The sequence below is a fragment of the Aquimarina amphilecti genome, assembly GCF_900109375.1.
Classification (GTDB): domain Bacteria; phylum Bacteroidota; class Bacteroidia; order Flavobacteriales; family Flavobacteriaceae; genus Aquimarina; species Aquimarina amphilecti.
In genome coordinates this window covers 75365-95943 of record NZ_FOAB01000005.1, presented here as the reverse complement: position 1 = coordinate 95943, position 20579 = coordinate 75365, and the positions used below count along the sequence as shown (strand labels likewise).

25 protein-coding genes are annotated in these 20579 nt (G+C 31.9%); 17 read left to right on the top strand and 8 right to left on the bottom strand.

What is annotated here, in order from left to right; all coding sequences use genetic code 11:
- The first annotated feature begins 286 nt into the window (after nucleotides 1–286).
- From BMY33_RS14025 to arsM, 7 genes are all read left to right on the top strand, one after another.
- A complete protein-coding gene (locus tag BMY33_RS14025; protein WP_066313279.1) occupies nucleotides 287–622 on the top strand; it encodes an arsenosugar biosynthesis-associated peroxidase-like protein in 336 nt (111 codons plus the stop codon).
- 64 nt (nucleotides 623–686) lie between these two features.
- Nucleotides 687–1742 carry an arsenosugar biosynthesis radical SAM (seleno)protein ArsS gene (gene arsS / locus BMY33_RS14020; RefSeq protein ID WP_091409676.1) on the top strand — a complete coding sequence of 352 codons (1056 nt, stop codon included), beginning with the start codon at nucleotides 687–689 and terminating at the stop codon, nucleotides 1740–1742.
- A 4-nt stretch (nucleotides 1743–1746) separates the two neighbouring features.
- Nucleotides 1747–2427, top strand: coding sequence for a TIGR04282 family arsenosugar biosynthesis glycosyltransferase (locus BMY33_RS14015; RefSeq protein WP_091409674.1), 681 nt, complete (start codon nucleotides 1747–1749; stop codon nucleotides 2425–2427).
- A gap of 143 nt (nucleotides 2428–2570) precedes the next feature.
- On the top strand, nucleotides 2571–3071 hold the full coding sequence (locus BMY33_RS14010) for a rhodanese-like domain-containing protein (RefSeq protein ID WP_091410305.1): 501 nt from the start codon (nucleotides 2571–2573) through the stop codon (nucleotides 3069–3071).
- A 17-nt stretch (nucleotides 3072–3088) separates the two neighbouring features.
- A complete protein-coding gene (locus tag BMY33_RS14005) occupies nucleotides 3089–3685 on the top strand; it encodes a TIGR04282 family arsenosugar biosynthesis glycosyltransferase (protein WP_091410303.1) in 597 nt (198 codons plus the stop codon).
- The gene (locus tag BMY33_RS14000) at nucleotides 3678–4490 is read left to right on the top strand and encodes a purine-nucleoside phosphorylase (RefSeq protein WP_091409671.1); all 813 of its coding nucleotides are present in this window, start codon (nucleotides 3678–3680) and stop codon (nucleotides 4488–4490) included. Before BMY33_RS14005 ends, BMY33_RS14000 begins: the two co-directional genes overlap by 8 nt.
- A gap of 50 nt (nucleotides 4491–4540) precedes the next feature.
- Complete coding sequence (gene arsM / locus BMY33_RS13995) at nucleotides 4541–5509, top strand: arsenosugar biosynthesis arsenite methyltransferase ArsM (RefSeq protein WP_091409670.1); 969 nt, start codon at nucleotides 4541–4543, stop codon at nucleotides 5507–5509.
- 55 nt (nucleotides 5510–5564) lie between these two features.
- Here the strand turns inward: arsM and BMY33_RS13990 are convergent, their stop codons facing one another.
- Complete coding sequence (locus BMY33_RS13990) at nucleotides 5565–6785, bottom strand: NADH:flavin oxidoreductase/NADH oxidase family protein (protein WP_091409668.1); 1221 nt, start codon at nucleotides 6783–6785, stop codon at nucleotides 5565–5567.
- A 237-nt stretch (nucleotides 6786–7022) separates the two neighbouring features.
- Between BMY33_RS13990 and BMY33_RS13985 the strand changes: the two genes are divergently transcribed.
- The 10 genes from BMY33_RS13985 to BMY33_RS13940 all read left to right on the top strand — a co-directional run bounded on the left by BMY33_RS13985 (nucleotide 7023) and on the right by BMY33_RS13940 (nucleotide 14028).
- Nucleotides 7023–7736: a DUF547 domain-containing protein gene (locus BMY33_RS13985; protein WP_091409665.1), complete on the top strand. Its 714-nt coding sequence runs from the start codon at nucleotides 7023–7025 to the stop codon at nucleotides 7734–7736.
- A gap of 27 nt (nucleotides 7737–7763) precedes the next feature.
- The gene (locus BMY33_RS13980) at nucleotides 7764–8474 is read left to right on the top strand and encodes a TIGR04283 family arsenosugar biosynthesis glycosyltransferase (protein ID WP_091409663.1); all 711 of its coding nucleotides are present in this window, start codon (nucleotides 7764–7766) and stop codon (nucleotides 8472–8474) included.
- A 24-nt stretch (nucleotides 8475–8498) separates the two neighbouring features.
- The gene (locus BMY33_RS13975) at nucleotides 8499–9614 is read left to right on the top strand and encodes a helix-turn-helix domain-containing protein (protein ID WP_091409660.1); all 1116 of its coding nucleotides are present in this window, start codon (nucleotides 8499–8501) and stop codon (nucleotides 9612–9614) included.
- A gap of 122 nt (nucleotides 9615–9736) precedes the next feature.
- Complete coding sequence (locus BMY33_RS13970; RefSeq protein WP_091409658.1) at nucleotides 9737–10138, top strand: hypothetical protein; 402 nt, start codon at nucleotides 9737–9739, stop codon at nucleotides 10136–10138.
- 7 nt (nucleotides 10139–10145) lie between these two features.
- Nucleotides 10146–10634, top strand: coding sequence for a hypothetical protein (locus tag BMY33_RS13965; RefSeq protein WP_091409656.1), 489 nt, complete (start codon nucleotides 10146–10148; stop codon nucleotides 10632–10634).
- Between the two features lies 1 nt (nucleotide 10635).
- Nucleotides 10636–11208 (top strand): YceI family protein, encoded by a 573-nt coding sequence (locus tag BMY33_RS13960; RefSeq protein WP_091409653.1) that lies wholly within the window; start codon nucleotides 10636–10638, stop codon nucleotides 11206–11208.
- A 76-nt stretch (nucleotides 11209–11284) separates the two neighbouring features.
- The gene (locus BMY33_RS13955) at nucleotides 11285–12151 is read left to right on the top strand and encodes a helix-turn-helix transcriptional regulator (protein WP_091409651.1); all 867 of its coding nucleotides are present in this window, start codon (nucleotides 11285–11287) and stop codon (nucleotides 12149–12151) included.
- A gap of 92 nt (nucleotides 12152–12243) precedes the next feature.
- A complete protein-coding gene (locus BMY33_RS13950) occupies nucleotides 12244–13113 on the top strand; it encodes an NAD(P)-dependent oxidoreductase (RefSeq protein WP_091409649.1) in 870 nt (289 codons plus the stop codon).
- 4 nt (nucleotides 13114–13117) lie between these two features.
- Nucleotides 13118–13723, top strand: a complete 606-nt coding sequence (locus tag BMY33_RS13945; RefSeq protein WP_091409647.1) for an FMN-dependent NADH-azoreductase — start codon at nucleotides 13118–13120, stop codon at nucleotides 13721–13723.
- Between the two features lie 101 nt (nucleotides 13724–13824).
- Complete coding sequence (locus BMY33_RS13940; RefSeq protein ID WP_139195660.1) at nucleotides 13825–14028, top strand: hypothetical protein; 204 nt, start codon at nucleotides 13825–13827, stop codon at nucleotides 14026–14028.
- Between the two features lie 56 nt (nucleotides 14029–14084).
- Here BMY33_RS13940 and BMY33_RS13935 read toward each other — a convergent pair whose 3' ends face one another.
- From BMY33_RS13935 to BMY33_RS13905, 7 genes are all read right to left on the bottom strand, one after another.
- Nucleotides 14085–15059 carry an alpha/beta fold hydrolase gene (locus tag BMY33_RS13935; protein WP_091409643.1) on the bottom strand — a complete coding sequence of 325 codons (975 nt, stop codon included), beginning with the start codon at nucleotides 15057–15059 and terminating at the stop codon, nucleotides 14085–14087.
- A 25-nt stretch (nucleotides 15060–15084) separates the two neighbouring features.
- Entirely contained in the window at nucleotides 15085–15495 is a 411-nt protein-coding gene (locus BMY33_RS13930) for a nuclear transport factor 2 family protein (RefSeq protein ID WP_170837079.1), read from the bottom strand.
- A 51-nt stretch (nucleotides 15496–15546) separates the two neighbouring features.
- A complete protein-coding gene (locus tag BMY33_RS13925; protein WP_027394931.1) occupies nucleotides 15547–16107 on the bottom strand; it encodes a TetR/AcrR family transcriptional regulator in 561 nt (186 codons plus the stop codon).
- A gap of 94 nt (nucleotides 16108–16201) precedes the next feature.
- Entirely contained in the window at nucleotides 16202–17458 is a 1257-nt protein-coding gene (locus BMY33_RS13920; protein WP_091409639.1) for a POTRA domain-containing protein, read from the bottom strand.
- Between the two features lie 58 nt (nucleotides 17459–17516).
- Nucleotides 17517–18779, bottom strand: a complete 1263-nt coding sequence (locus BMY33_RS13915) for a POTRA domain-containing protein (protein ID WP_091409636.1) — start codon at nucleotides 18777–18779, stop codon at nucleotides 17517–17519.
- Between the two features lie 62 nt (nucleotides 18780–18841).
- The gene (locus BMY33_RS13910) at nucleotides 18842–19579 is read right to left on the bottom strand and encodes a hypothetical protein (RefSeq protein WP_091409633.1); all 738 of its coding nucleotides are present in this window, start codon (nucleotides 19577–19579) and stop codon (nucleotides 18842–18844) included.
- Nucleotides 19572–20570 (bottom strand): glycoside hydrolase family 113, encoded by a 999-nt coding sequence (locus BMY33_RS13905; protein ID WP_091409630.1) that lies wholly within the window; start codon nucleotides 20568–20570, stop codon nucleotides 19572–19574. The genes BMY33_RS13910 and BMY33_RS13905 overlap by 8 nt, the downstream gene beginning before the upstream one ends.
- Between the last annotated feature and the right edge of the window lie 9 nt (nucleotides 20571–20579).

The window sequence follows — 20579 nt, the reverse complement described above, 5'->3', positions numbered from 1 at the left end:
GAGCTTTTTGCGAAACAAAAAAGTATACTATTATCTTAACAAGTGAAACTAAAAATATCTAAAATTAAAAATAAAATAAAACGTCACTTATTTTCTAAATCATATATTTTTATTAGTTGACAACTAATATTTTTATAATAAAAACACATAATTATTTAACATTAACTTTTATTTTATCTTCATAATGTTGACTTTAGTCTTTATTAAATAAATTTGGATTTATTGTAAGCTTTGATCTTTGTAGTACGACTAACAATAAATGCTTCTAACTTAAAATTGACAACACATGTCTAAAACATATTACGATCCTGCGGATCTTAGAAAATTTGGAAAAATAACGGAATGGAGTGAAGAGCTAGGAACAAAATTCTTTGATTATTACGGAAAAGTTTTTGAAGAAGGTGCTTTATCCGCGCGAGAAAAGTCTCTTATAGCCCTTGCTGTATCCCATGTAGTAAAGTGCCCGTACTGTATTGATGCATACACAAAAGATGGACTTCAGAAAGGTATTACAAAAGAAGAAATGATGGAAGCGGTGCATGCAGGAGCAGCAATAGAAAGTGGTGCAACTTTAGTACACGGTGTGCAAATGATGAATAAATATGAAAAATTATCAATGTAATATGATTACTACAAATTATAGTAACCTTAATAACTTTGATAAAATCAATGATTAAAAATAATATATGGCTACTAAGTCGCTTAAAAATAGAAATAACGAACTAGCAGATTCTCATAGACAATTAGAGATTCTGAATAACGGGATTTTCGCGAATGGAGAATTGCCGAAATTTGCAGATAAAATCGCAGAAATAGGACATAACCCACTACGACCTAATAAATTAGAAGTCTTACAAATCAATGTGGGATATATGTGCAATCAAGTTTGTGAGCATTGTCATGTAGATGCAGGTCCTGATCGTAAAGAAATTATGACAAAAGAAACTATGCTACAATGTTTAGAAGTCATAAGGAAAACGGGAGCACATACACTGGATCTTACAGGTGGAGCTCCTGAAATGAATCCCAATTTTAGATGGTTTGTAGAAGAAGCTAGTAAAGCAGGAATTAAAGATTTTATTGTACGAAGTAATTTGACTATTATAAGAGCAAATAAAAAATATTACGATCTGCCTGATTTCTTCAAAAAACATAATGTACACGTGGTTTCTTCAATGCCACATTGGACTAGAGGTAAAACAGATAAACAACGGGGAGATGGAGTTTTTGATAAATCAATAAAAGCCTTACAAGAACTGAATGAAAGAGGTTATGGCATGCCAGACAGTGATCTTAGACTAGATTTAGTTTATAATCCTTCTGGAGCTTTTTTACCAGGAGATCAAGCCTCTATGGAAAAAGAGTTTAAAAAAGCTTTGATAGAAGATTTTGGAATTCACTTTCATAATTTGTTTGCAATTACTAATTTACCAATCAGTAGATTTCTGGATTACCTAATTGCTTCTGAAAATTATGAAGATTATATGTACGCATTAGTAGAAGCTTATAATCCATCAGCAGTAGAAAATGTAATGTGTACTAATACTATTTCTATTAGTTGGGATGGATGGTTATACGATTGTGATTTTAATCAGATGCTTGATCTTAAAGTAGCCAGTAAAGTAAAACATATTAGCGAGTATAATGAAGAGTTACTCCAAAATAGAAATATTATTATCTCTCAGCACTGTTACGGTTGTACTGCTGGAGCTGGAAGTAGCTGTCAGGGAACGGTAGCATAAAAAAATGAATAAAAGAACCGCCATATTAGTTTTCGCGAACTCTTCTAAAGAAGAGCTTCTTAACAAGCCTATTATTGGAGGTGAAAAGTTATTTACTGAACTTACAAAAAAAACAATTAAGGTTGTAAAGAGTTCGGGACTTCCCTTTTTTGTATTCACAGAAAAAAATCAAAATGGAAAAAACTTTGGTGAACGATTTGTAAATGCAATTCAAGATACTTACGATCTAGGGTATGAAAATGTAATTACAATAGGAAATGATACTCCTCACCTAAATAAAAATCATTTATTAGATAGTGCTATACAACTTGAAAATGAAAAATTTGTTATAGGACCATCTTCTGATGGAGGATTTTATCTAATGGGATTACATAAATCTCAATTTAATTTAAATACTTTTTTAGAACTCCCATGGCAATCAAAGAAACTAGCTAAGAGCATATCGGTAATGATTAACACTTCAAAAATTGAAGTGGCTCGACTAGAGGTTTTACATGATATTGATTCCCTTGAAGATTTAAAAATTGTATCTAGACTCAGTTCTAAGTTCTCTACAACTCTTAAAACTATAATCTATCAGATTATAAATACTGAAAAAGAAATATTTAACCTTAACAAACTATTAAAAGACACTTATCTACTATCGTCTTTTTACAATAAAGGATCTCCCTTTTATATGGCTTAAGTTTAATAATTTTCAATTTTACTATAGCCTTCTATTTATAGGAAAGTTAAATAAACCCTTAGCAAAGTCTAGGTTATTACTTTCTTCAAACAAATCCATATTCAATATTGCAGTATAGCGCTACGATCGATAGTAAAGATTACATGAAAACAACAATTTTAGCATTCATTTTTATTACATCACCGTTTTTGGTTGTAAGTCAAGATTCATTAAAAGAATTGCTTGATAAGTATAATAATGAAAGTATACCATACATATCCGTAAAGGAGCTAAGTACTATATATGATAAAGTTATTTTACTAGATGCTAGAGAAATTGTTGAGTATGAAACAAGTCACTTAGAAGGCGCCATACATGTAGGATATCATCACTTTGATATCGATGTTATATCAGATCAAAGCATTTCTAAAGAATCTAAAATTGTTGTTTACTGTAGTTTAGGAATACGATCAGAAGACATTTCAGAAAAATTAAAGAAAGCTGGTTATAATGATATATCTAATTTATACGGAGGAATTTTTGAATGGAAAAATGAGAACCATAAAGTAATCAATACTAAAGGAGAAGAAACAAATAAAGTACACGCATTTTCCAAACAATGGGGGGAATGGTTACACAAAGGAAAAAAAGTATATAAAAAGTGATAGAAAAGAACCTATTAATGATCTTTACTAGAAACCCAGAACTGGGTAAGTGCAAAACTCGATTAGCAGCTACTATAGGAGATCAAGCTGCTCTAGAAGTGTATCAACTATTGTTGGATCACACTGTAACTATTACCAAAAGTCTTTCGGTTACAAAAGAAGTATATTATTCTACAAAAGTTGGCGAAAATGACATTTGGAACCCGACTACATATAATAAAAGACTGCAACAAGGAGAAGATCTTGGTGCTAGAATGTGTAGTGCTTTCCGAAATGGTTTTAATGCAGGATATACCAACATAATTGTAATAGGAAGTGACATGTATGACCTCAACCAACTGGATATTGAAAATGCTTTTAAAGCATTGAAAAATCACGATTATGTAATTGGCCCCGCCGAAGATGGTGGTTATTACTTATTCGGATTGAAGTCTTTGAACTCAAAAGTTTTTCAAAACAAATCATGGGGAACAAATACAGTATTAAAAGATACATTAAACGATATACAACAAACTAACATCAAATTATTAGAAGAACGAAATGATGTAGATTATTATGAAGACATTAAAGACATCTCCGTTTTTCAACATTTATTAAGCTATCAAAATGACTAAATACATCAAAGAGACTACAGAATACCTACAAGAAAAAGGTTTTGAAAATCCAGAAATAGGTATTATACTAGGAACAGGACTAGGCCAACTATTAGATGAAATAGAAATTCTAAAAGAAGTAAGCTATAATCATATTCCGAATTTCCCAACAGCTACAGTAGAATTCCATAAAGGAAAACTAATTTACGGAAAACTGGAAGGCAAAAATGTCGTAGTAATGCAGGGGCGTTTTCATTTATATGAAGGATATTCTCTACAAGATGTGACATATCCAGTGCGAGTAATGAAGCAATTAGGAATCAAAACACTACTAGTTTCTAATGCATCCGGAGCCATTAATTTAAATTTCAAAAAAGGAGAATTAATGTTAATCGATGATCATATAAATCTTCAGGGAGGTTCTCCTTTAGCGTTTAAAGGTGTGGAACAACTAGGAACTCGTTTTACTGACATGAGTGCTCCCTATGATCCTAAAATTAATGAGAAATTAGAATCTATTGCTAAAGAAAACAACATTAATCTTCATAAAGGGGTATATGCATCCGTAGTAGGACCTCAATTAGAAACTCGTGCAGAATATCGTTATTTAAAAATAATCGGTGCTGATGCAGTAGGAATGAGTACTGTTCCTGAAATTATAGTTGCTAATCATCTTAACCTACCCGTTGCTGCAGTATCTGTCCTTACTGATGAATGTGATCCAGATAATTTACAACCTGTTAATATTGATGAAATCATAGCAATGGCCGGAAAAGCGGAGCCAGAAATGATTCTTTTGTTCAAAGAATTGATAAAGCAACTTTAATTATCATAAAATAAATAATTCCTCTTCAAAATAAGAAAACAAAAAAAGATATGAGCTATTTAGAAACTACACATGATGTATATAAAGAAGCAGCATTAACACCTGACGTAGGTTTATGTTGTACTACAAATCCTATTTGGGAATTACCTGGGTTAAAGATTCCAAAAATTATGCAGGAAATGAATTATGGTTGCGGGAGTACTGTAAACGCACGTGATTTAACCAACAATCCAAAAATTCTATATGTAGGAGTTGGTGGAGGAATGGAATTACTGCAGTTCTCATATTTCTCGCGCCAAAAAAGTGGTGTGATAGGCATTGATGTCGTACAAGAAATGTTAGATGCTTCTCATAAAAACTTCAAAGAGGCTGAAGAGCAAAACGAATGGTTTAACAGTGATTTTGTAGATCTAAGATTCGGTGATGCACTAAATCTTCCGGTAGAAGATAATAGCATTGATGTAGCTGCGCAAAATTGTTTATTCAATATTTTTAAGGCAGAAGATCTAAAAAAAGCCATTGAGGAGATGCATCGTGTATTAAAGCCTCATGGTAGATTGGTGATGAGTGATCCTACCTGCGAGCAACCAATGAATGAAACACTTAGAAACGATGAACGATTGAGAGCATTATGTCTTAGTGGAAGTTTACCGATAGCAGAATATGTAAAGGCATTAACCGATGTTGGTTTTGGAACTATAGAAATTAGAGCTCGTAAACCTTATCGTATTCTAGATCCAAAGAATTACGAAACAGATGAATTAATCTATATAGAATCTATTGAAGTAGCTGCCATTAAAGATCCAATGCCAGAAGATGGACCTTGCATTTTTACTGGAAAAGCAGCTATTTATTTTGGTGATGATGATTATTTTGATGATAAAAAGGGACATGTTCTACTAAAAAATCAACCATTAGCAATTTGTGATAAAACTGCTGGTGCTCTTGCCGATCTAGGAAGAGAAGATATTTATATAAGTGAATCTACATATCACTATGATGGTGGCGGATGTTGTTAAATCAATAAGAGAAGAAATTTATATCCCTAAAACCATTGTTTTAGGGATATTTTTTTTAAAACAATTTCTTTATCATCGCTTTTTTGAACTCATATAGTATCAAAAACATAGAGCACCATAAAGGATTCATATTAGTTTTCAAACTTTTACCTTTAGAAAATCTTATAATCTGCCTAGCATAAAAACCTCCTTCTGCTGCATCTTCAAATTGTTTTAGACCAGTTCGCAAAACTAGATTCTTAAGATATGGTAATTGCCCTTTTAAAAACTTTGGAATATCCTCTCTATTAGTAATAAAGGGTCTTGCCATACCAATTAAATCCACCTCTTTATTGATCAAAACTTCATTACAAAAATCATATGATCTAAAGCCTCCTGTAATCATTAAAGGAAGGTTACTAATAGCTCGAATTTTTTTAGCAAAATCAATGAAATAAGCTTCCCTTTGTCTTGTACTTTCTTTAAGCCCAGAACCCTCTTCATTCATGGTAAAAAAAGCTAACTTCTCATAAGTCCCTCCAGATATTTCAAGTAAATCAATTTTTTCTCTATCCAACATCTTAATTACCTCCAACGATTCTTCTTCAGTAAATCCTCCTCTCTGAAAATCCGCAGAATTTAGTTTTACCGAAATTGGAAAATCCACTCCTACAGCTTTTCGTACCTCCTTTATTATAGTTAATAATAAACGACTTCGGTTTTCGATATGTCCTCCCCAACTATCAGTTCTGAGATTTGTATGAGGTGACAAAAATTGACTTAATAAGTATCCATGTGCAGAATGAATTTGAATTCCTGTAAAACCAGCATCTTTAGAAATTATAGCAGCTTTTACAAAACGTTCGATCACATTTAATATATCTTTCTCAGTCATTGCTCTGGGTTTACCAAAAAGCCCTAACTTTTTTAATTGTACTTCCGAAGGTGCTAAAGGCGTATTCGTACCGAATCTATTCGTCTGCCTTCCGGAATGAGAAATCTGCACCCATATATGATTCCCATATCTTTTAGCTTCCTGTGCCCACGATTTTAACTTAGGAAGCATTTTTTCATCATCAAAACATACATTTCCGGCTGATTCCAGATGTTTCCGATCTATAACAACATTACCTGTAATTAATAAACCTACTCCAGTGTTAGACCAATCTCTGTATAAACGTTCATGCCCTTCGGTAGGTTCAAACTTACTATTACTAATACGCTCTGTCATAGCAGATTTCACCAATCTGTTGCTCAATATCACTCCACAAGGAAGTTTAAAATCTGTACTAATCATATATAAATAGTTCGATTACAATAATACGGAATCAGAAATTAACCTGCAAAGTCAAAAAATTTTAGCTATAACTATATTTGTAAGGAGTGGCATAAACTTTGGACTAAGACAATGTATTTAACGAATATTTAATAAAGCGTTCGTTATTTAAAAAACAAAAAAAATAACTAAAAGTCGAACACATTTTAACCATTTGTAAGAACGAATACATTTGGATATATTAAAAGATTACAAAAAATGAAGACCCCAAAAATCATTGTATTAGTATTGATAACATTTATCTCTTTTCAAACAAAAGCGCAGCAAAAACTTGATCATGCCATTTGGGATCAAATTTTACTTATAAATGTTTCTGAAGATGGCAAAGTTGACTATAAAGGATTTATGAGAGATAGTTCCCAGTTGTACCAATATTTCACCTATCTTTCTGATAATCCTCCTACTGCATCTTGGAGTAAAGAAGAGACTCTAGCATATTGGATTAATGCTTATAATGCCTATACCATTAAACTAATTATTGATAATTATCCTCTAAAAAGTATAAAAGACATTAAAGACCCTTGGGGAAGACAGTTTTTTAAAATTAATGGCGTTTTACATAGCCTAAACGAATTAGAGCACAAGATTCTAAGAAAACTAGGAGATCCTAGAATTCACTTTGCTATTAATTGTGCTTCCTTTTCTTGTCCAATAGTTTGGAACAGAGCTTTTACCGCAAGCAATGTAGATAATGCATTAGAAACCTTGACCAAGAATTTTATTAATGATCCTAAAAGAAATACGATCACTGAAGAAGTAGTAGAAGTATCTAAAATCTTTAGCTGGTTTAAAAAAGATTTCAAAGTTGATGGCGAAGATGCAAAAGCTTTTATAAATAAATATTCTACAGTTAAGATTGACAAACAAAAAAAGAAAGGATATAAAAAATACGATTGGAGTTTAAATGAGTAATTTTATATTCGAAATAATAGTTCCCTTTTGAAAATATCTATAATAATTCCTATTCTAAATGAAGCAGCTACAATTCGTAAGCTGCTTTCCCATTTGACACAAACTTATTCCTCTCCAAATTTCATTAAAGAAATTATAGTAGTTGACGGAGGAAGCGTGGATGAATCTCAAAAAGCTGTTACAGATTCCGCAAATACACAAAAAACACCTATTAAATTAGTATCTTCAGAGAAAGGCCGTGCTAAACAAATGAATACAGGAGCTGCTGCAGCTTCTGGAGAAATACTTTATTTCCTACACGCAGATTCTTTTCCTCCTGATGGCTATGATAGGGATATTATCCAACAAATTCATGGAGGCAATGAAGCCGGTTGTTTTAGAATGAAATTTGATTCTAAACATTGGTGGCTTCGATTCTTAGGTTGGCTCACTCAATTCGAAAGTAAGCGCTGTCGTGGAGGAGATCAAAGTCAATTCATTACAGCTTCATTATTTAGAGAAATAGATGGATATGATGAAGCTTATATCGTTTATGAAGATAACGATTTAGTAGACCGCCTTTTTGCTATTGATAAATTTGTTATCATCCCTAAATATGTTATTACTTCTGCAAGACGCTATAGAGAAGTAGGTGTTTGGCGATTACAATATCACTTTCTAAATATTCATATGAGAAGATGGCTAGGAGCTTCATCAGAAGATTTGTATCGATATTATAAGGAAAAAGTTGTTTCTTAAATCTTCTTCTTTATCTTTAATCCAGTGGAAACGTTAGAGATACTTTTGGTTATATTATTATGTATTGGTGCCATACAAGGAATCATTTTTGGTATTATTTTATGGCAAAAACATGGAGTACACTACTTGGCTAATCGATTTCTTGCCACTATATTATTCTTTTTCTCTTATCGCCTAATCGTAGAGACCTTAAATATTTTTGGGCTGGGACGATATGATTTTTGGTATCATATACTATTAGAATACAATTGGATATATGGAACGCTTATCTATTTTTTTATAAAAAGTTACGTTAATCCCAAGTTCAAATTTTTAAGAAAAGATTGGATTCACTTCCTTCCTGTACTAATAGAATTTACTTGGAGCTTTTTTATTAAAGCGCAAAACTTTTACTGGGATGGTACTCGGGAGAGCCTCTCTTGGTTAGGGTATTGGGGATATGTAGTATGGATGCATTACCCTACTATGTTTATTGTTTCTGGAGCACTAATTGTTTTTTATAGTATTAAAGCTGAAAAAATACTTAGTAATACAATACAAGTAGAAGGATATAAAATTCTTGAAGAAAAACTCGACTGGATAAAAAGAGTTGTTTTAGTAATGAAAATATTTTCTATCATTTATGTAGTTGGGATATTAATCGATTTTTTCTTCTTCAATTTTGCAAGTAATTTTTTCTACGGACACCCTGTATTTATAGGGATGGCAATTATTACCTATTGGTTAGGTTTAGAGGGTTTTGCTCGAAGAAAAGAAAGTGCGTTCAAACAAATTGCAATCATTTCTGACAAAGAGAAAGAGCAGCTACAAAATATCCGTAAAACCTTAGAAACTAAAATGAAAGAGGAACAGCTCTTCAAAAATCCAGAGCTTACCCTAGCTTCATTATCAAAACAACTTTCCGTAAAACCGTATTTAGTCACTAAATGCTTAAATACAATCTACCAGAAAAAGTTTACTGATTATATAAACGAACTTCGTTTTAAAGAAGTAAAGAGATTACTTGACAATCCTAAAAATGATAACCTTACACTTCTGGCTTTAGCCTATGATGCTGGTTTTAATTCTAAAGCTTCATTTAACAGAACCGTTAAAAAAATTACAGGAAAACCTCCTAGCGCGCTAAAAACAAAGTCTTAAAAGTTTCAATTAAAAAATTGAAACCTTGTTTTTACCTAAAATCCGTCTCATTTAGCAAATTGAAACGATTTTTTTCTGCATTTGGTCAATATTTGTCTCATACAAATTCTAAAATCATAAAAATGAAACATTTTGCAATTTTTAAAAAAATAAGCCTACTCGTTCTTTTCATCACTACTTTCTCCACCTTTTCTCAAGAAAATAATACCGACTTACAATTATTAATAGGTGAATGGAAATTAGATATGAGTCCTCAGGATAAAACAGACTCTAATTTTGCTATGATGCGTATTGATAAAATCAACTCCAAAACTGTACACGGTACATTTTATCGAGAAGGAGTTAAAATACAAGAAGGAAGAATTAATACACAATTAGATGTTGTTTATGTTTCTCTGATATCTGGTGACAATAGCGGAAGTTATAACACAAGCTTTTACTATAAAAACGGAAAATTATACGGTTCTACTCATGCTGTGGATAGAGGCTTTTTAGCAGTTTGGATTGCAGAAAAAACTAAATAATAACGCTATGAGAATAATAATTGTACTATTAATAGCATCTACCTTAAATTCATTGACCGCTCAAATACAATATGGAACTCCCATAAATGAAGAATTACCTGATAAGTTAAAAACACTTCGTAAGGCAATTGAAGTAAATAACTTTCCAAAAAATATTGATGCAATTAAGATTGATAATGGATATTACTGGAAACACAACACAGCGATTCTGTGTAAGGAAAGTGAGATTAAAATCATAGAATATGGAGCTTATCTATTTTATAATAACACCTGGAACCTAAGAAAATCATATCCATTAAAAGAATTAAATAAAAACTTTGGCACTAAAAAAGAACTTATGAAACAGTCTCAACCATATACTTGGACAAAAAACTGGCGAACAGATAGTTCTCTCTTTGGCGGATGGGCTATGTGGTACTTTATAGGCATTTCTGAGGATGGGGAAACCGTATGTGGATATGAAAAAATAGAAACAACCAATAAACTTCTGAATTAAAATGAGAACACTAAAAATTATATCTATAGTATTTTTTCTACTATTAGGATTACAAAGTATAAACGGCCAGAGTTTCGAATTAGATACAAAAAAATCGACATTTTTCTGGACAGGTAAAGCTGCATTTAATTCTTATTCTCTAAAAGGCACGATTGACGCAAAAAAAGGTGCCATGATTATAAGTGATACAGTAATATCCGCTATGAATATTGCCATTGACATGAAAAGTTTAGATCATGAAAACAATGATCTCAAAAGCCATCTTAAAAACGAAGATTTTTTTGAGGTTAAAAAATATTCAAAAGCTATATTTACTCTAGAAAAAACTACAAAGATTGAAAATCATAAAACTATTCTACAAGGTAAACTGACTATTAAAGGAAAAACAAACCTAGAACGTATTCCTGTTAACATAGAACACAATGACTCTGGAATTACTATTACATTTAATCATACAATTGACAGAACTAAATATGGAGTTAATCATAATTCGCCTAGTATTTTTAAACGTATGAAAGAAAATGCAATTGTTGATGAATTTATATTAGAAGGTACTTTAATATTTACTCCATAACATTTTTGACCGAAAATCATTACTTTTATTAAATACTCTTATTTAATATTATTCATTCTTTTGATTTTTGTTTGTTATGAAAGTAGTTCCTCAGGTATTTTACCAACATCCAAATATAGAAAAAGTACTAGTTGATGGCATTTCTTGTGTAATCCTAAAAAGTGTGAAACAAGCAGATCTTCAGAATGAACGCTATTTAGCTTCCCATGCATTAACCTTAGTATTAAATGGTGGATTACAAGTCGAAACCTCAGAAGGTGATTTAACCATAGTTCAAAAAAATCAAATCATTCTTTTACCAAGAGGGCTATATATGATATCAGATATTATTCCTAAAAATGGAACCTTTGAAGCAGTCGTATTCTTTTTTGATGAAGAAATCACAGATGAATTTTTGAATAATTTCGAAGTGTTTACAAAGGAAGATACCTCAACAAATTTAGTACTAGAGTATGATCAAAATCTGCGACTTTTTACAGATACTCTTCTTACCCTTTACAGAGGTAAAAATCAGCATCAATTCACAAGACCAAAACTACTAGAATTACTGCATCTGATCAGTATTTCGAAACAAGGGAGTGAATTTCTGTCAAAGCTTTTTCAATTAAAAAAAAGAGCTAAAAAAAACATTCGGACTTTTATGAATAATAACTTTGACAAACCACTGGACGTTGAAGATTACTCTTATCTTACTGGAAGAAGTATCTCCACATTTAGAAGAGATTTTAAATCTAAATTTGGTATTTCTCCTAAAAAGTGGCTGATCGAAAGACGGTTAGAAAAAGCTTCTTTTTTATTAAAAGACACTAACGATTCTGTTACAAGTATCGCACGACAAGTTGGATACGAAAACACCCCACATTTCATTAAGACATTTCAAAAAAAATTCAATATTTCTCCTAAGCAATTTCAAATTAAATACCGAAAAGACATTATGATCTAAGTTTTTGATCGAAAAACACAACTTTTAGTTTTTTCGAAAACTTATTTTTTTCACTTTCTGTGACATTTGTATAAGAATTAAAACATATACAAATGAATAAAATAGGATTTATAGGATTAGGTATAATGGGAAGTAGAATGGCTTCTAATCTTCAAAAAGCCGGCCATTCACTTATTGTATACAACCGAACCAAAGAAAAAGCAAACCATCTACTGGATAATGGAGCAACATGGGCAGAAAACCCTAAAGAAGTTGCACAAAACGTAGATGTTTTAATCACAATGTTGTCTACTCCAGAAATTGTAAAAGAAGTTGCTCTTGGCAGCAAAGGTTTTCTTTCTTCTCTTAAGGATAATAGTATTTGGATTAATTGCAGCACAGTAAATCCATCATTTACCAAGGAGATGGATATAATCGCAAAAAAACATAGAATTCGTTATCTCGACGCTCCAGTAGCAGGTACGAAAGCTCCTGCTGAGAGCGGTGAATTACTTTTTTTGTTAGGAGGCGATTCAGCTTCTGTTACTGAAACTAAATTCTTACTTGATATTATGGGAAAAAAGACATTGCATTTAGGAAAAGTAGGAATGGGTGCTGCTATGAAAATGCTAATTAATCAATTATTAGGACAATCTATGGTTGCTTTTTCGGAAGCATTAGTGATGGGTGAAGCTATGGGTTTAGAAAAAGAAACATTATTCAATGTACTACTAAGCACACCCGTTGTTCCTCCCGTAATGTCAGCAATCCGTTCAAAACTTGAAAACTCTAATTATGAAACAAATTTCCCCTTAAAGTGGATACAAAAAGATCTACACCTATCCACTATTTGCGCATATGAGCAAAATGTAGCGGTCCCTAATCTTACAATTACTAAGGAAATCTATGCACAAGCAAAACAGCATGGGTATGGAAATCTAGATTTTACAGCAGTATATGAATTTTTAAACCTTAAAAAATAAAACTATGAAATTACTAAGAATAGATTCCAGTTCTAGAATCAACAATTCAGATAGTCGAAAAATAGCAGATCAATTTCAGCAACGTTGGCAAAAAAATAATCCAAAAGGTTCAATCGTAACTAGAGACATCATAAATACTCCAATACCTCATATACATCAAAAAACAATTGAAGGATTTTATAGTTCTAAAGAACAATTTAATGACGAATTAATTAGTGCTACAAAATTATCTGATGAACTCATTGAAGAGTTAAAAGAAACAGATATCCTACTTATAAGTACGCCTATGTATAACTTTAGTATTCCATCTGCCTTAAAAGCTTGGATTGACCACATAGTTAGAATTAACAGTACTTTTGGGATAAATGAGCAAGGGCAGTTTTATGGTACAGTCAAAAATGTAAAAGCTTATATCATAACCTCAGCTGGAGCCGTGTATAACTCAAATGAAATGAAAGCCTTAGACTTTGTTCAACCCTATTTACAAACAGTTTTAGGTCTTATTGGGATAACTGATGTAACTTTTTTGCCATTAGAAGGAACCACTATGAACGAAGAAGTATTTAAACAGTCAAAGCAAACAATTTCTGAAATCATAAATAAATTGTAAAAAAGCAACAAATTCCCCATATTAGCGTTAATAATTTCATAGACACAAACCTCAAGTGTCTCTAAATGTTTGGGGGAAATATTATTCTTAAAACCTTAATTATGTTAAAGAACATTTTAAATTTGAAAGACGCCCAAACTCTTAGTAAATCACAACAGCAGTCGGTAAATGGAGGTAATCTTGGAGCTTGCCCTAACCCTGTTGACGCTCAAAGATGTCAAGCTTGTGGTGGATACCCTTTATCTAATGGTTGTTGTTTAGGAACTAGAGAAACGCATATGTGTCTTTCAGGTATATTTGAATAATAAATAAATCAAGGACCTACTATATAATACTAGGTCCTTGTTTAATTTAACTGGCATTATCTGATGTTATTTTTTTTTAGAAAAGTTCTAATTTTTTGGACAATAGCTTCACCTTCTTCTTCCAATGCAAAATGCCCAGTATTATAAATATTGTAATCAATATTCTTCACATCTTTTTTAAAGGCTTCTGCTCCACTTTCGGGAAAGAAGGCATCATTTTTACCCCAAACAATCAGTAATGGAGGCTGGTTATCTCTAAGGTATTTTTGCCATTCTGGATAACGCTTAATGTTGTTTTGATAATCATAAAACAAATCCAAATTCACTTTATGGGCATTCGGTCTTGACATTCGTAAGTAATCCAAATGCCAAGTATCTGGATTCACATTTTCTGGATTTCTGGTACCGTGCGTATATTGCCATTTTAATCCTTCTATAGAAAATACAGGTAACAAAGCCTTCTCAGTTTCTGGAGATCTATTTGCCCAAAATGCTTTGACATCCTTCCAGGCAGGTCCCAAACCCTCTTTATAGGCATTTCCATTTTGATTTATAATAGCTGTTACTCTCTCTGGATGCTTAGTTGCAATTCTTAGTCCTATCGGAGCACCATAGTCTTGAATCATTAATGCATAAGACCTAATTTCTAACTTTTCCAAGAAAACCTCAATAGTCTTAGCTAAATTATCAAAAGTATACTCATAAGAGGTAGCACTTGGAAAATCACTATTCCCAAAACCTGGATAATCTGGGGCAATCAAGTAAAACTCATCAGATAATTCGTTCAATACTTTTCGGTATTGATGAGACGAAGAAGGAAATCCATGTAATAATACAATCGCTGGATTTTTGGGGTTACCAGCCTCTCTATAGGCAACATCTATTCCTTGTATATTGATCTTTTTATATTTAACCGTATTCTTTATAATAGTTTCATAATCATTGTTAAGGGGTAAACCATGCGCTAAGACACTTGTGGTAAGGGTAATCACAAGTAATACTATAAAACGCTTTGTCGTTTGATTTTTCATTTTTATGTCTGTATTTAAAATTTGATTATAATTTTCTTTCTGTCTCCGATATTTCTAAATCGTTAATACTGGCATATCTTTTTTCCATAAAACCATTCTCATCAAACTCCCAATTTTCATTACCGTATGCTCTGTACCATTGATTGTTTTTATTTTGATATTCATACTCAAATCGCACTGCAATCCTATTATCTTGATATGCCCATAATTCTTTTCTAAGTTTATAATTGAGTTCTTTTTTCCATTTATCTCTGAGAAATCCCTGTACTTCTTCTCGTCCATTGATGAATTGATTTCGATTACGCCATTCGGTTTCTAAACTATAAGCCGTTGATATAGCTATTGGATCTTTGCTGTTCCAGGCATCTTCTGCCATCTGAACCTTTTGCTTTGCCGTTTCTTCTGAAAAAGGTGGCAAGGGGAATTTTTTTTCCATTATTTAAATTTTATTACCGAACGTTCGGTAAATTATTAGTATAAAAAAATATTATACTTTATACTTAAGCTTTATATCTTCTAAAGTATCTAAAAACAAGCTGTTATCAGACATTGCATTAGACACAACAAGGCTTCCTTGTATACTTATTAAACCCTGTTTTGCAATTCTCGTTGATTGATCTTTACTAAGTCCGAATTCTAATCCAAATTCTGTAAAATTTCTTATCCATCTATTCATTTCTCCCTTTATTTGCTCTCCAAAAATTCCCATTCCTGATTCCATTGATAGCGATCGAAGTACACAGGTTTCTTTCCCATCATCATATAAATCCTTGATTCTGGTTAATGTCATTTCCAACCTTTTCTCTTTTGTTAATTTTTTATCTATTAATAATTCATACAGATTCTTATGCAACCAATCTGAAGAATACGATAAGACTGCAAGACCAATTCCTTTTTTCCCTTCCGGAAATCTATGATACAAACTTGCTTTTTTTAAACCAGCGCCTTCTGCTAATTCATTCAAACTAGCTCCTTCATAGCCTTTAGCTCTAAACACCTTATTAAGGCCATCCATTAATTGTTTGTCTTCTACTTTTACTGGTCTCATAATAGCACAAATGTAAGGATATAAAGTTTTTTACCAAACGTTCGGTTATTAATTAACTCGTTTTTAACACAAAAAGAATATGATCTTATCATTATTAAAAATATTGCCCTATCCCAAATACAAAACCATTGGTAGAATCCTCCGTTATTCCATAACCATAATCTATTCTAAAGATAGCATTAAAAACACGTTTATGCATAAATCTTAATCCAACACCTGGATAAACTCTAAAATTCTGAGTATCACCAAAATCCCCAAAATCCCCACCTGGATTTCGCCAACTACCTCCATCAACAAAAACATTGCTTTGCAACACAAACCAATCTTTATCATATAGGGTATGCCTATATTCTGTATTAAGTACTATTACACCAGTTCCTCTATCAATCGTATTACCAACTCCTCGAATATTTAAATTATTATCCACAGCAAAGGGAGCAAAAGGAGAATCATCGTTAGTTGCTAATCCAACTCTTAGTCTAGATGCCCAATTCCCTTTTTTTCCTATTCGGTGATAATACATAAAATCATTCCATCCAATTAAAAAATCTGGTAGAACATTCTCGGTGCTAATTACATATTGAAAATTAGCTATACTCCTAAACCCCGATACATACTGAAAATCATAATCAAGATTATTATATTCATAAATTAGCTTAAACAACAACTTATTTACATCAAAATCTAATGGCACATTAGGTCCAACAGCTCCGCTTCTATAGGCATAATCTTCATTAAAATAGTTCACACCAAGTTCCATTCGGTTTTCAAAATTGAATTGATACAAGCCTAAAATCTCATATGATGTATTGTTATATTTATAATCGGCTATTCCGTTATCCAAAAAAACAGGTTCTTGTGTTGTAAGATTTTGGTAATTAAAAGCCAAACCTAATCTATTATTAAACAAATATGGAGCTCTTATATTTACCCCAAAAGAGCTATAGATATCATCCTGATAAAATCCTCCTAAAGCTATGTTTTGTCCCAAAAAATTAAACTCATATAAACCTACCCTAAAAGCAAATTCATCATTATTAGTAGTATATACATTAGCACTTGGGATGATAGTAAAATTCTCCTCTACCCCATAAACAACCTTATAGCCATTATCTTTTGTATGAACTTGGTAATATGCGTGCGCAATACTTGGTAATCGTTTTAATCGCTTAATATCCTCCTCTATCCTAACAGAATCTAATACTCCCCCTTCTCTAATAGAGTTCAATTTTATAATTGCAGATGTTCTTGTTTTTTTATTTCCTTGAATTACTATTTCAGAAATCAATTTTTCCTGAGAATATCCCAAAAAACAAAAGGTTAACAAGGCAAGAATGAGTCTTTTTCTCATTTAATTCTAAATGTTTGAAGCAATTTTATAACAAAGGTACACCATATTACAGGGCAAATCAAAAATATTGCCCAATCCCAAAGGTAATTCCGTTCGTAGCATCATTTCCAATTCCGTATCCATAATCTAACCTAAAAACTGCATTAAAAATTCTTTTATGTATTAATCGTATACCTAATCCTGGATAAAATCTTAATGTACTACCATCAATTAATTCCACAAGTTCTCCTCCAGGATTTCTCCATGTACCAGAATCTATGAAAACATTGCTCTGAACCACAAACCAACCTTTTTCATACAATGTATGTCTATATTCAGTATTTAAAACTATCGCAGCAGTACCGCGATCGATTGTATTTCCGGCTCCACGTATATTTAATTGATTATCTACTGCAAACGGTGCGAAAGGTGTATCATCATTAGAAGCGTATGCCAATCGAAGTCGATTCGCCCAATTCCCAAGTTTTCCAACTCTTTTGAAATATTCGAAATCATTTCTACCTATAAAAAAGTCATCCAAAAGACCTTCTCCACCAGTAACAAACCGAACATCCAAAAGGCTTCTTAACCCAGATACATATTGATAATCAATATCAATGTCATTATATTCATACTCTCCTCTGTATGCAATTTTATTTGCTGAAAGACGAGTTGGAATTTCCGAAGGTAGGTCACCCTCTATAAAATTATATTCTTCTTTAGAAATGTTGACTCCAATTTCTGCTTTATGGTGAAAATTGAATTCGTATAATAAATTAACTTCAAAAGCTCTAGTATCGAATTTATAATTTATAGTGTTACTATTTTCAAGAAAAATAGGTTCCTGAGAAACTAAGTTTTTATAATTAATACCAAAACCAAATTTATTTGTAAAAAGATAGGGAGCCTCCCAATAACCACCATAAGAATCAAATACATCTCGCTGATAAAATCCTCCTAATATTTGATTCCTTCCGAATAAATTAAATTCAAAAAGAGATACTCTATATGCGAACTCACCATTATTATCTGTAGCTATATTAAGTCCTGGAATAATGGTGAAATTTTCTTCAATAGTATAGATAATACTATAATCAGAGTTTTGTTTTTTTTCTACCACAACCTCGGCATTCGCAATACCGGGGAGCCTTTTTAGTCTTTCTATATCAGTTGCTACACGTAACGAGTCATATACTGATCCAGGTTGTACCTTTACCAATTTTTTTATAAAAGATTCTTTTGTCCTCTTAAGTCCCAAAATTTGTAATTCTGACACTAAGACATCTTGAGAAAGGCCCACGAAACAAGTAAAGAAAATCAATACTGTTAAGATTTTCTTCATAACATATTTTTATCTCGTAGACGAAAAAAAAAATACAATCTTACATAAAAAGCTAAATAAAATTAAGGATTAAACTCCTTTTCGATGAATAGATTCACCCAATTATCTTCACTAACTCCCATTAGCGTAAAATTATACAAACTTGTAGAATCTAATTGAGGTGGTATTCCTTGTGTAATATTCAAAACTACATTGTCAGTTTTGTAATATTGAAACTGTCTCTCGAAAGTATAAGTGCCAGAAAGAAACTCATTACTACTATCGGAAATTACTTGAAAATATATTTTATTATCATCAAAAAAACCATCTTCCCAACTAAAAATTGGCATCTCTTCTGGATTCATATCAATCATTACTTCATCAATGAACTCTGTAGGTTTTGTTCGATGTTTTAACCTTATCGGATTTGACAAATGCAACTTACCTTTTTCAAAAAATGTAACGATTACCCATTTTTCTTCTGTAGTAATTCTTGTAATTTTTTTTAAATATCCATTAAAAACATCTGTTGGTTCTATCATTACTTGTTGATAGTTTTGGTAATTATTTTTATCAACTTCAATTCCAGATGTTTCAAAATATCTAATATCCTCAGCTTCCGGTCTAGGATACAGATAAGGTATAATTGTATTCTCATCGGACTTAGATCCCGAAGCACAAGCTATTACATTATCTATTTCAATTTCATTAGAAAACACCAATGAGGCAAGTGATGTATCCGGTGATATCGTACTCTCATCATTATTGCAACCACATAGTACACAATATAGTAAGCATATGATATAACTAGTTTTAGTCATCTTTATACAACGTTTGTATTAACTTTTCTGATGGTTTATTTTGTATCGTAAATCTATTATTATCTTCTCCTCCTACTTTATCATGATTATGATACCATTTCCAAAGAAACCCTCCTGCAAACCACGGTTCTTTCCAGAATTCTTCATGTAATGCTGTTAACGCATTATTCTGAGCTTCGAAATTTACATTTCCTTGTACTCTATTAGAATCCCAAGGTTGTTTTCCTGTATAATGAACACTTCTATAACCATACTCAGTAAATAAAACAGGTTTTTTGATTGTTCTCTGTAATGTTATTATTTTATTTTTATGAATCTGCCATCCTTCCTTTATCTCATCTACACTCGGTGTTTTGCTTTGGGAAACTGGAAAATACGCATCAACTCCAATATAATCCATTTGGTCCCAAAAAGGAGCATTTGCAAACTGATCCCAATTCTCAGCATAAGTCAATTTTCCACTATATACAGATCTAATTTTTTTTATTAATTGTTTCCAATACTTAGGCCTTTTCTGCACAAAAGTGTGTAATTCTGTACCAATGCATAATATTGGAACTTTTAGTTTATGACCTAATCTGGCATATAACATTATAAATTCTTCATAAGAATTTTCTAATGTTTTCCAATCTGCTTCAGAATCCATCGAAATGTTCCCTGTAAATTCTCCTCGCCAAACCCAGATTTGAGGTTTCAGCATCACTTTAATACCTTTTTTATTTAGCAACTCAATGGTACGCTCCGCTCCATCTTCCCTTTCACCCCACCATTGCCTTTCTGTATTAAAAACAACTGTTGGTTCTTTTAAGTTTTTCACAAATCCAAAAGGCATTACCGCTGCCCAATTCGCATTTACTTTTACAACGGGATCGATATTGGTCTCATTAATCTCTTTGGGTGAGGCTACAAAACTAATCCCATTGATCTTAGGTTGTTGTCCAGAACAACTACAGAAAATTAAACTGATCAGCAGTATAAAAAGGTTTTTCATGTTTCACTT

Bases quoted from the DNA above. Each gene is read 5' to 3' on its own strand.
- BMY33_RS13950 (WP_091409649.1), top strand. From the start codon at position 12,244: ATGAATAAAATAGGATTTATAGGATTAGGTATAATGGGAAGTAGAATG.
- BMY33_RS13960 (WP_091409653.1), top strand. From the start codon at position 10,636: ATGAGAACACTAAAAATTATATCTATAGTATTTTTTCTACTATTAGGA.
- BMY33_RS14015 (WP_091409674.1), top strand. From the start codon at position 1,747: ATGAATAAAAGAACCGCCATATTAGTTTTCGCGAACTCTTCTAAAGAA.
- BMY33_RS13925 (WP_027394931.1), bottom strand. From the start codon at position 16,107: ATGAGACCAGTAAAAGTAGAAGACAAACAATTAATGGATGGCCTTAAT.
- BMY33_RS14005 (WP_091410303.1), top strand. From the start codon at position 3,089: ATGATCTTTACTAGAAACCCAGAACTGGGTAAGTGCAAAACTCGATTA.
- BMY33_RS13965 (WP_091409656.1), top strand. From the start codon at position 10,146: ATGAGAATAATAATTGTACTATTAATAGCATCTACCTTAAATTCATTG.
- BMY33_RS13945 (WP_091409647.1), top strand. From the start codon at position 13,118: ATGAAATTACTAAGAATAGATTCCAGTTCTAGAATCAACAATTCAGAT.
- BMY33_RS13915 (WP_091409636.1), bottom strand. From the start codon at position 18,779: ATGAAGAAAATCTTAACAGTATTGATTTTCTTTACTTGTTTCGTGGGC.
- BMY33_RS13985 (WP_091409665.1), top strand. From the start codon at position 7,023: ATGAAGACCCCAAAAATCATTGTATTAGTATTGATAACATTTATCTCT.
- BMY33_RS14000 (WP_091409671.1), top strand. From the start codon at position 3,678: ATGACTAAATACATCAAAGAGACTACAGAATACCTACAAGAAAAAGGT.
- BMY33_RS13955 (WP_091409651.1), top strand. From the start codon at position 11,285: ATGAAAGTAGTTCCTCAGGTATTTTACCAACATCCAAATATAGAAAAA.
- BMY33_RS13940 (WP_139195660.1), top strand. From the start codon at position 13,825: ATGTTAAAGAACATTTTAAATTTGAAAGACGCCCAAACTCTTAGTAAA.
- BMY33_RS13920 (WP_091409639.1), bottom strand. From the start codon at position 17,458: ATGAGAAAAAGACTCATTCTTGCCTTGTTAACCTTTTGTTTTTTGGGA.
- BMY33_RS13910 (WP_091409633.1), bottom strand. From the start codon at position 19,579: ATGACTAAAACTAGTTATATCATATGCTTACTATATTGTGTACTATGT.
- BMY33_RS13970 (WP_091409658.1), top strand. From the start codon at position 9,737: ATGAAACATTTTGCAATTTTTAAAAAAATAAGCCTACTCGTTCTTTTC.
- BMY33_RS14025 (WP_066313279.1), top strand. From the start codon at position 287: ATGTCTAAAACATATTACGATCCTGCGGATCTTAGAAAATTTGGAAAA.
- BMY33_RS13990 (WP_091409668.1), bottom strand. From the start codon at position 6,785: ATGATTAGTACAGATTTTAAACTTCCTTGTGGAGTGATATTGAGCAAC.
- BMY33_RS13935 (WP_091409643.1), bottom strand. From the start codon at position 15,059: ATGAAAAATCAAACGACAAAGCGTTTTATAGTATTACTTGTGATTACC.
- arsS (WP_091409676.1), top strand. From the start codon at position 687: ATGGCTACTAAGTCGCTTAAAAATAGAAATAACGAACTAGCAGATTCT.
- BMY33_RS13905 (WP_091409630.1), bottom strand. From the start codon at position 20,570: ATGAAAAACCTTTTTATACTGCTGATCAGTTTAATTTTCTGTAGTTGT.
- BMY33_RS13930 (WP_170837079.1), bottom strand. From the start codon at position 15,495: ATGGAAAAAAAATTCCCCTTGCCACCTTTTTCAGAAGAAACGGCAAAG.
- arsM (WP_091409670.1), top strand. From the start codon at position 4,541: ATGAGCTATTTAGAAACTACACATGATGTATATAAAGAAGCAGCATTA.
- BMY33_RS14010 (WP_091410305.1), top strand. From the start codon at position 2,571: ATGAAAACAACAATTTTAGCATTCATTTTTATTACATCACCGTTTTTG.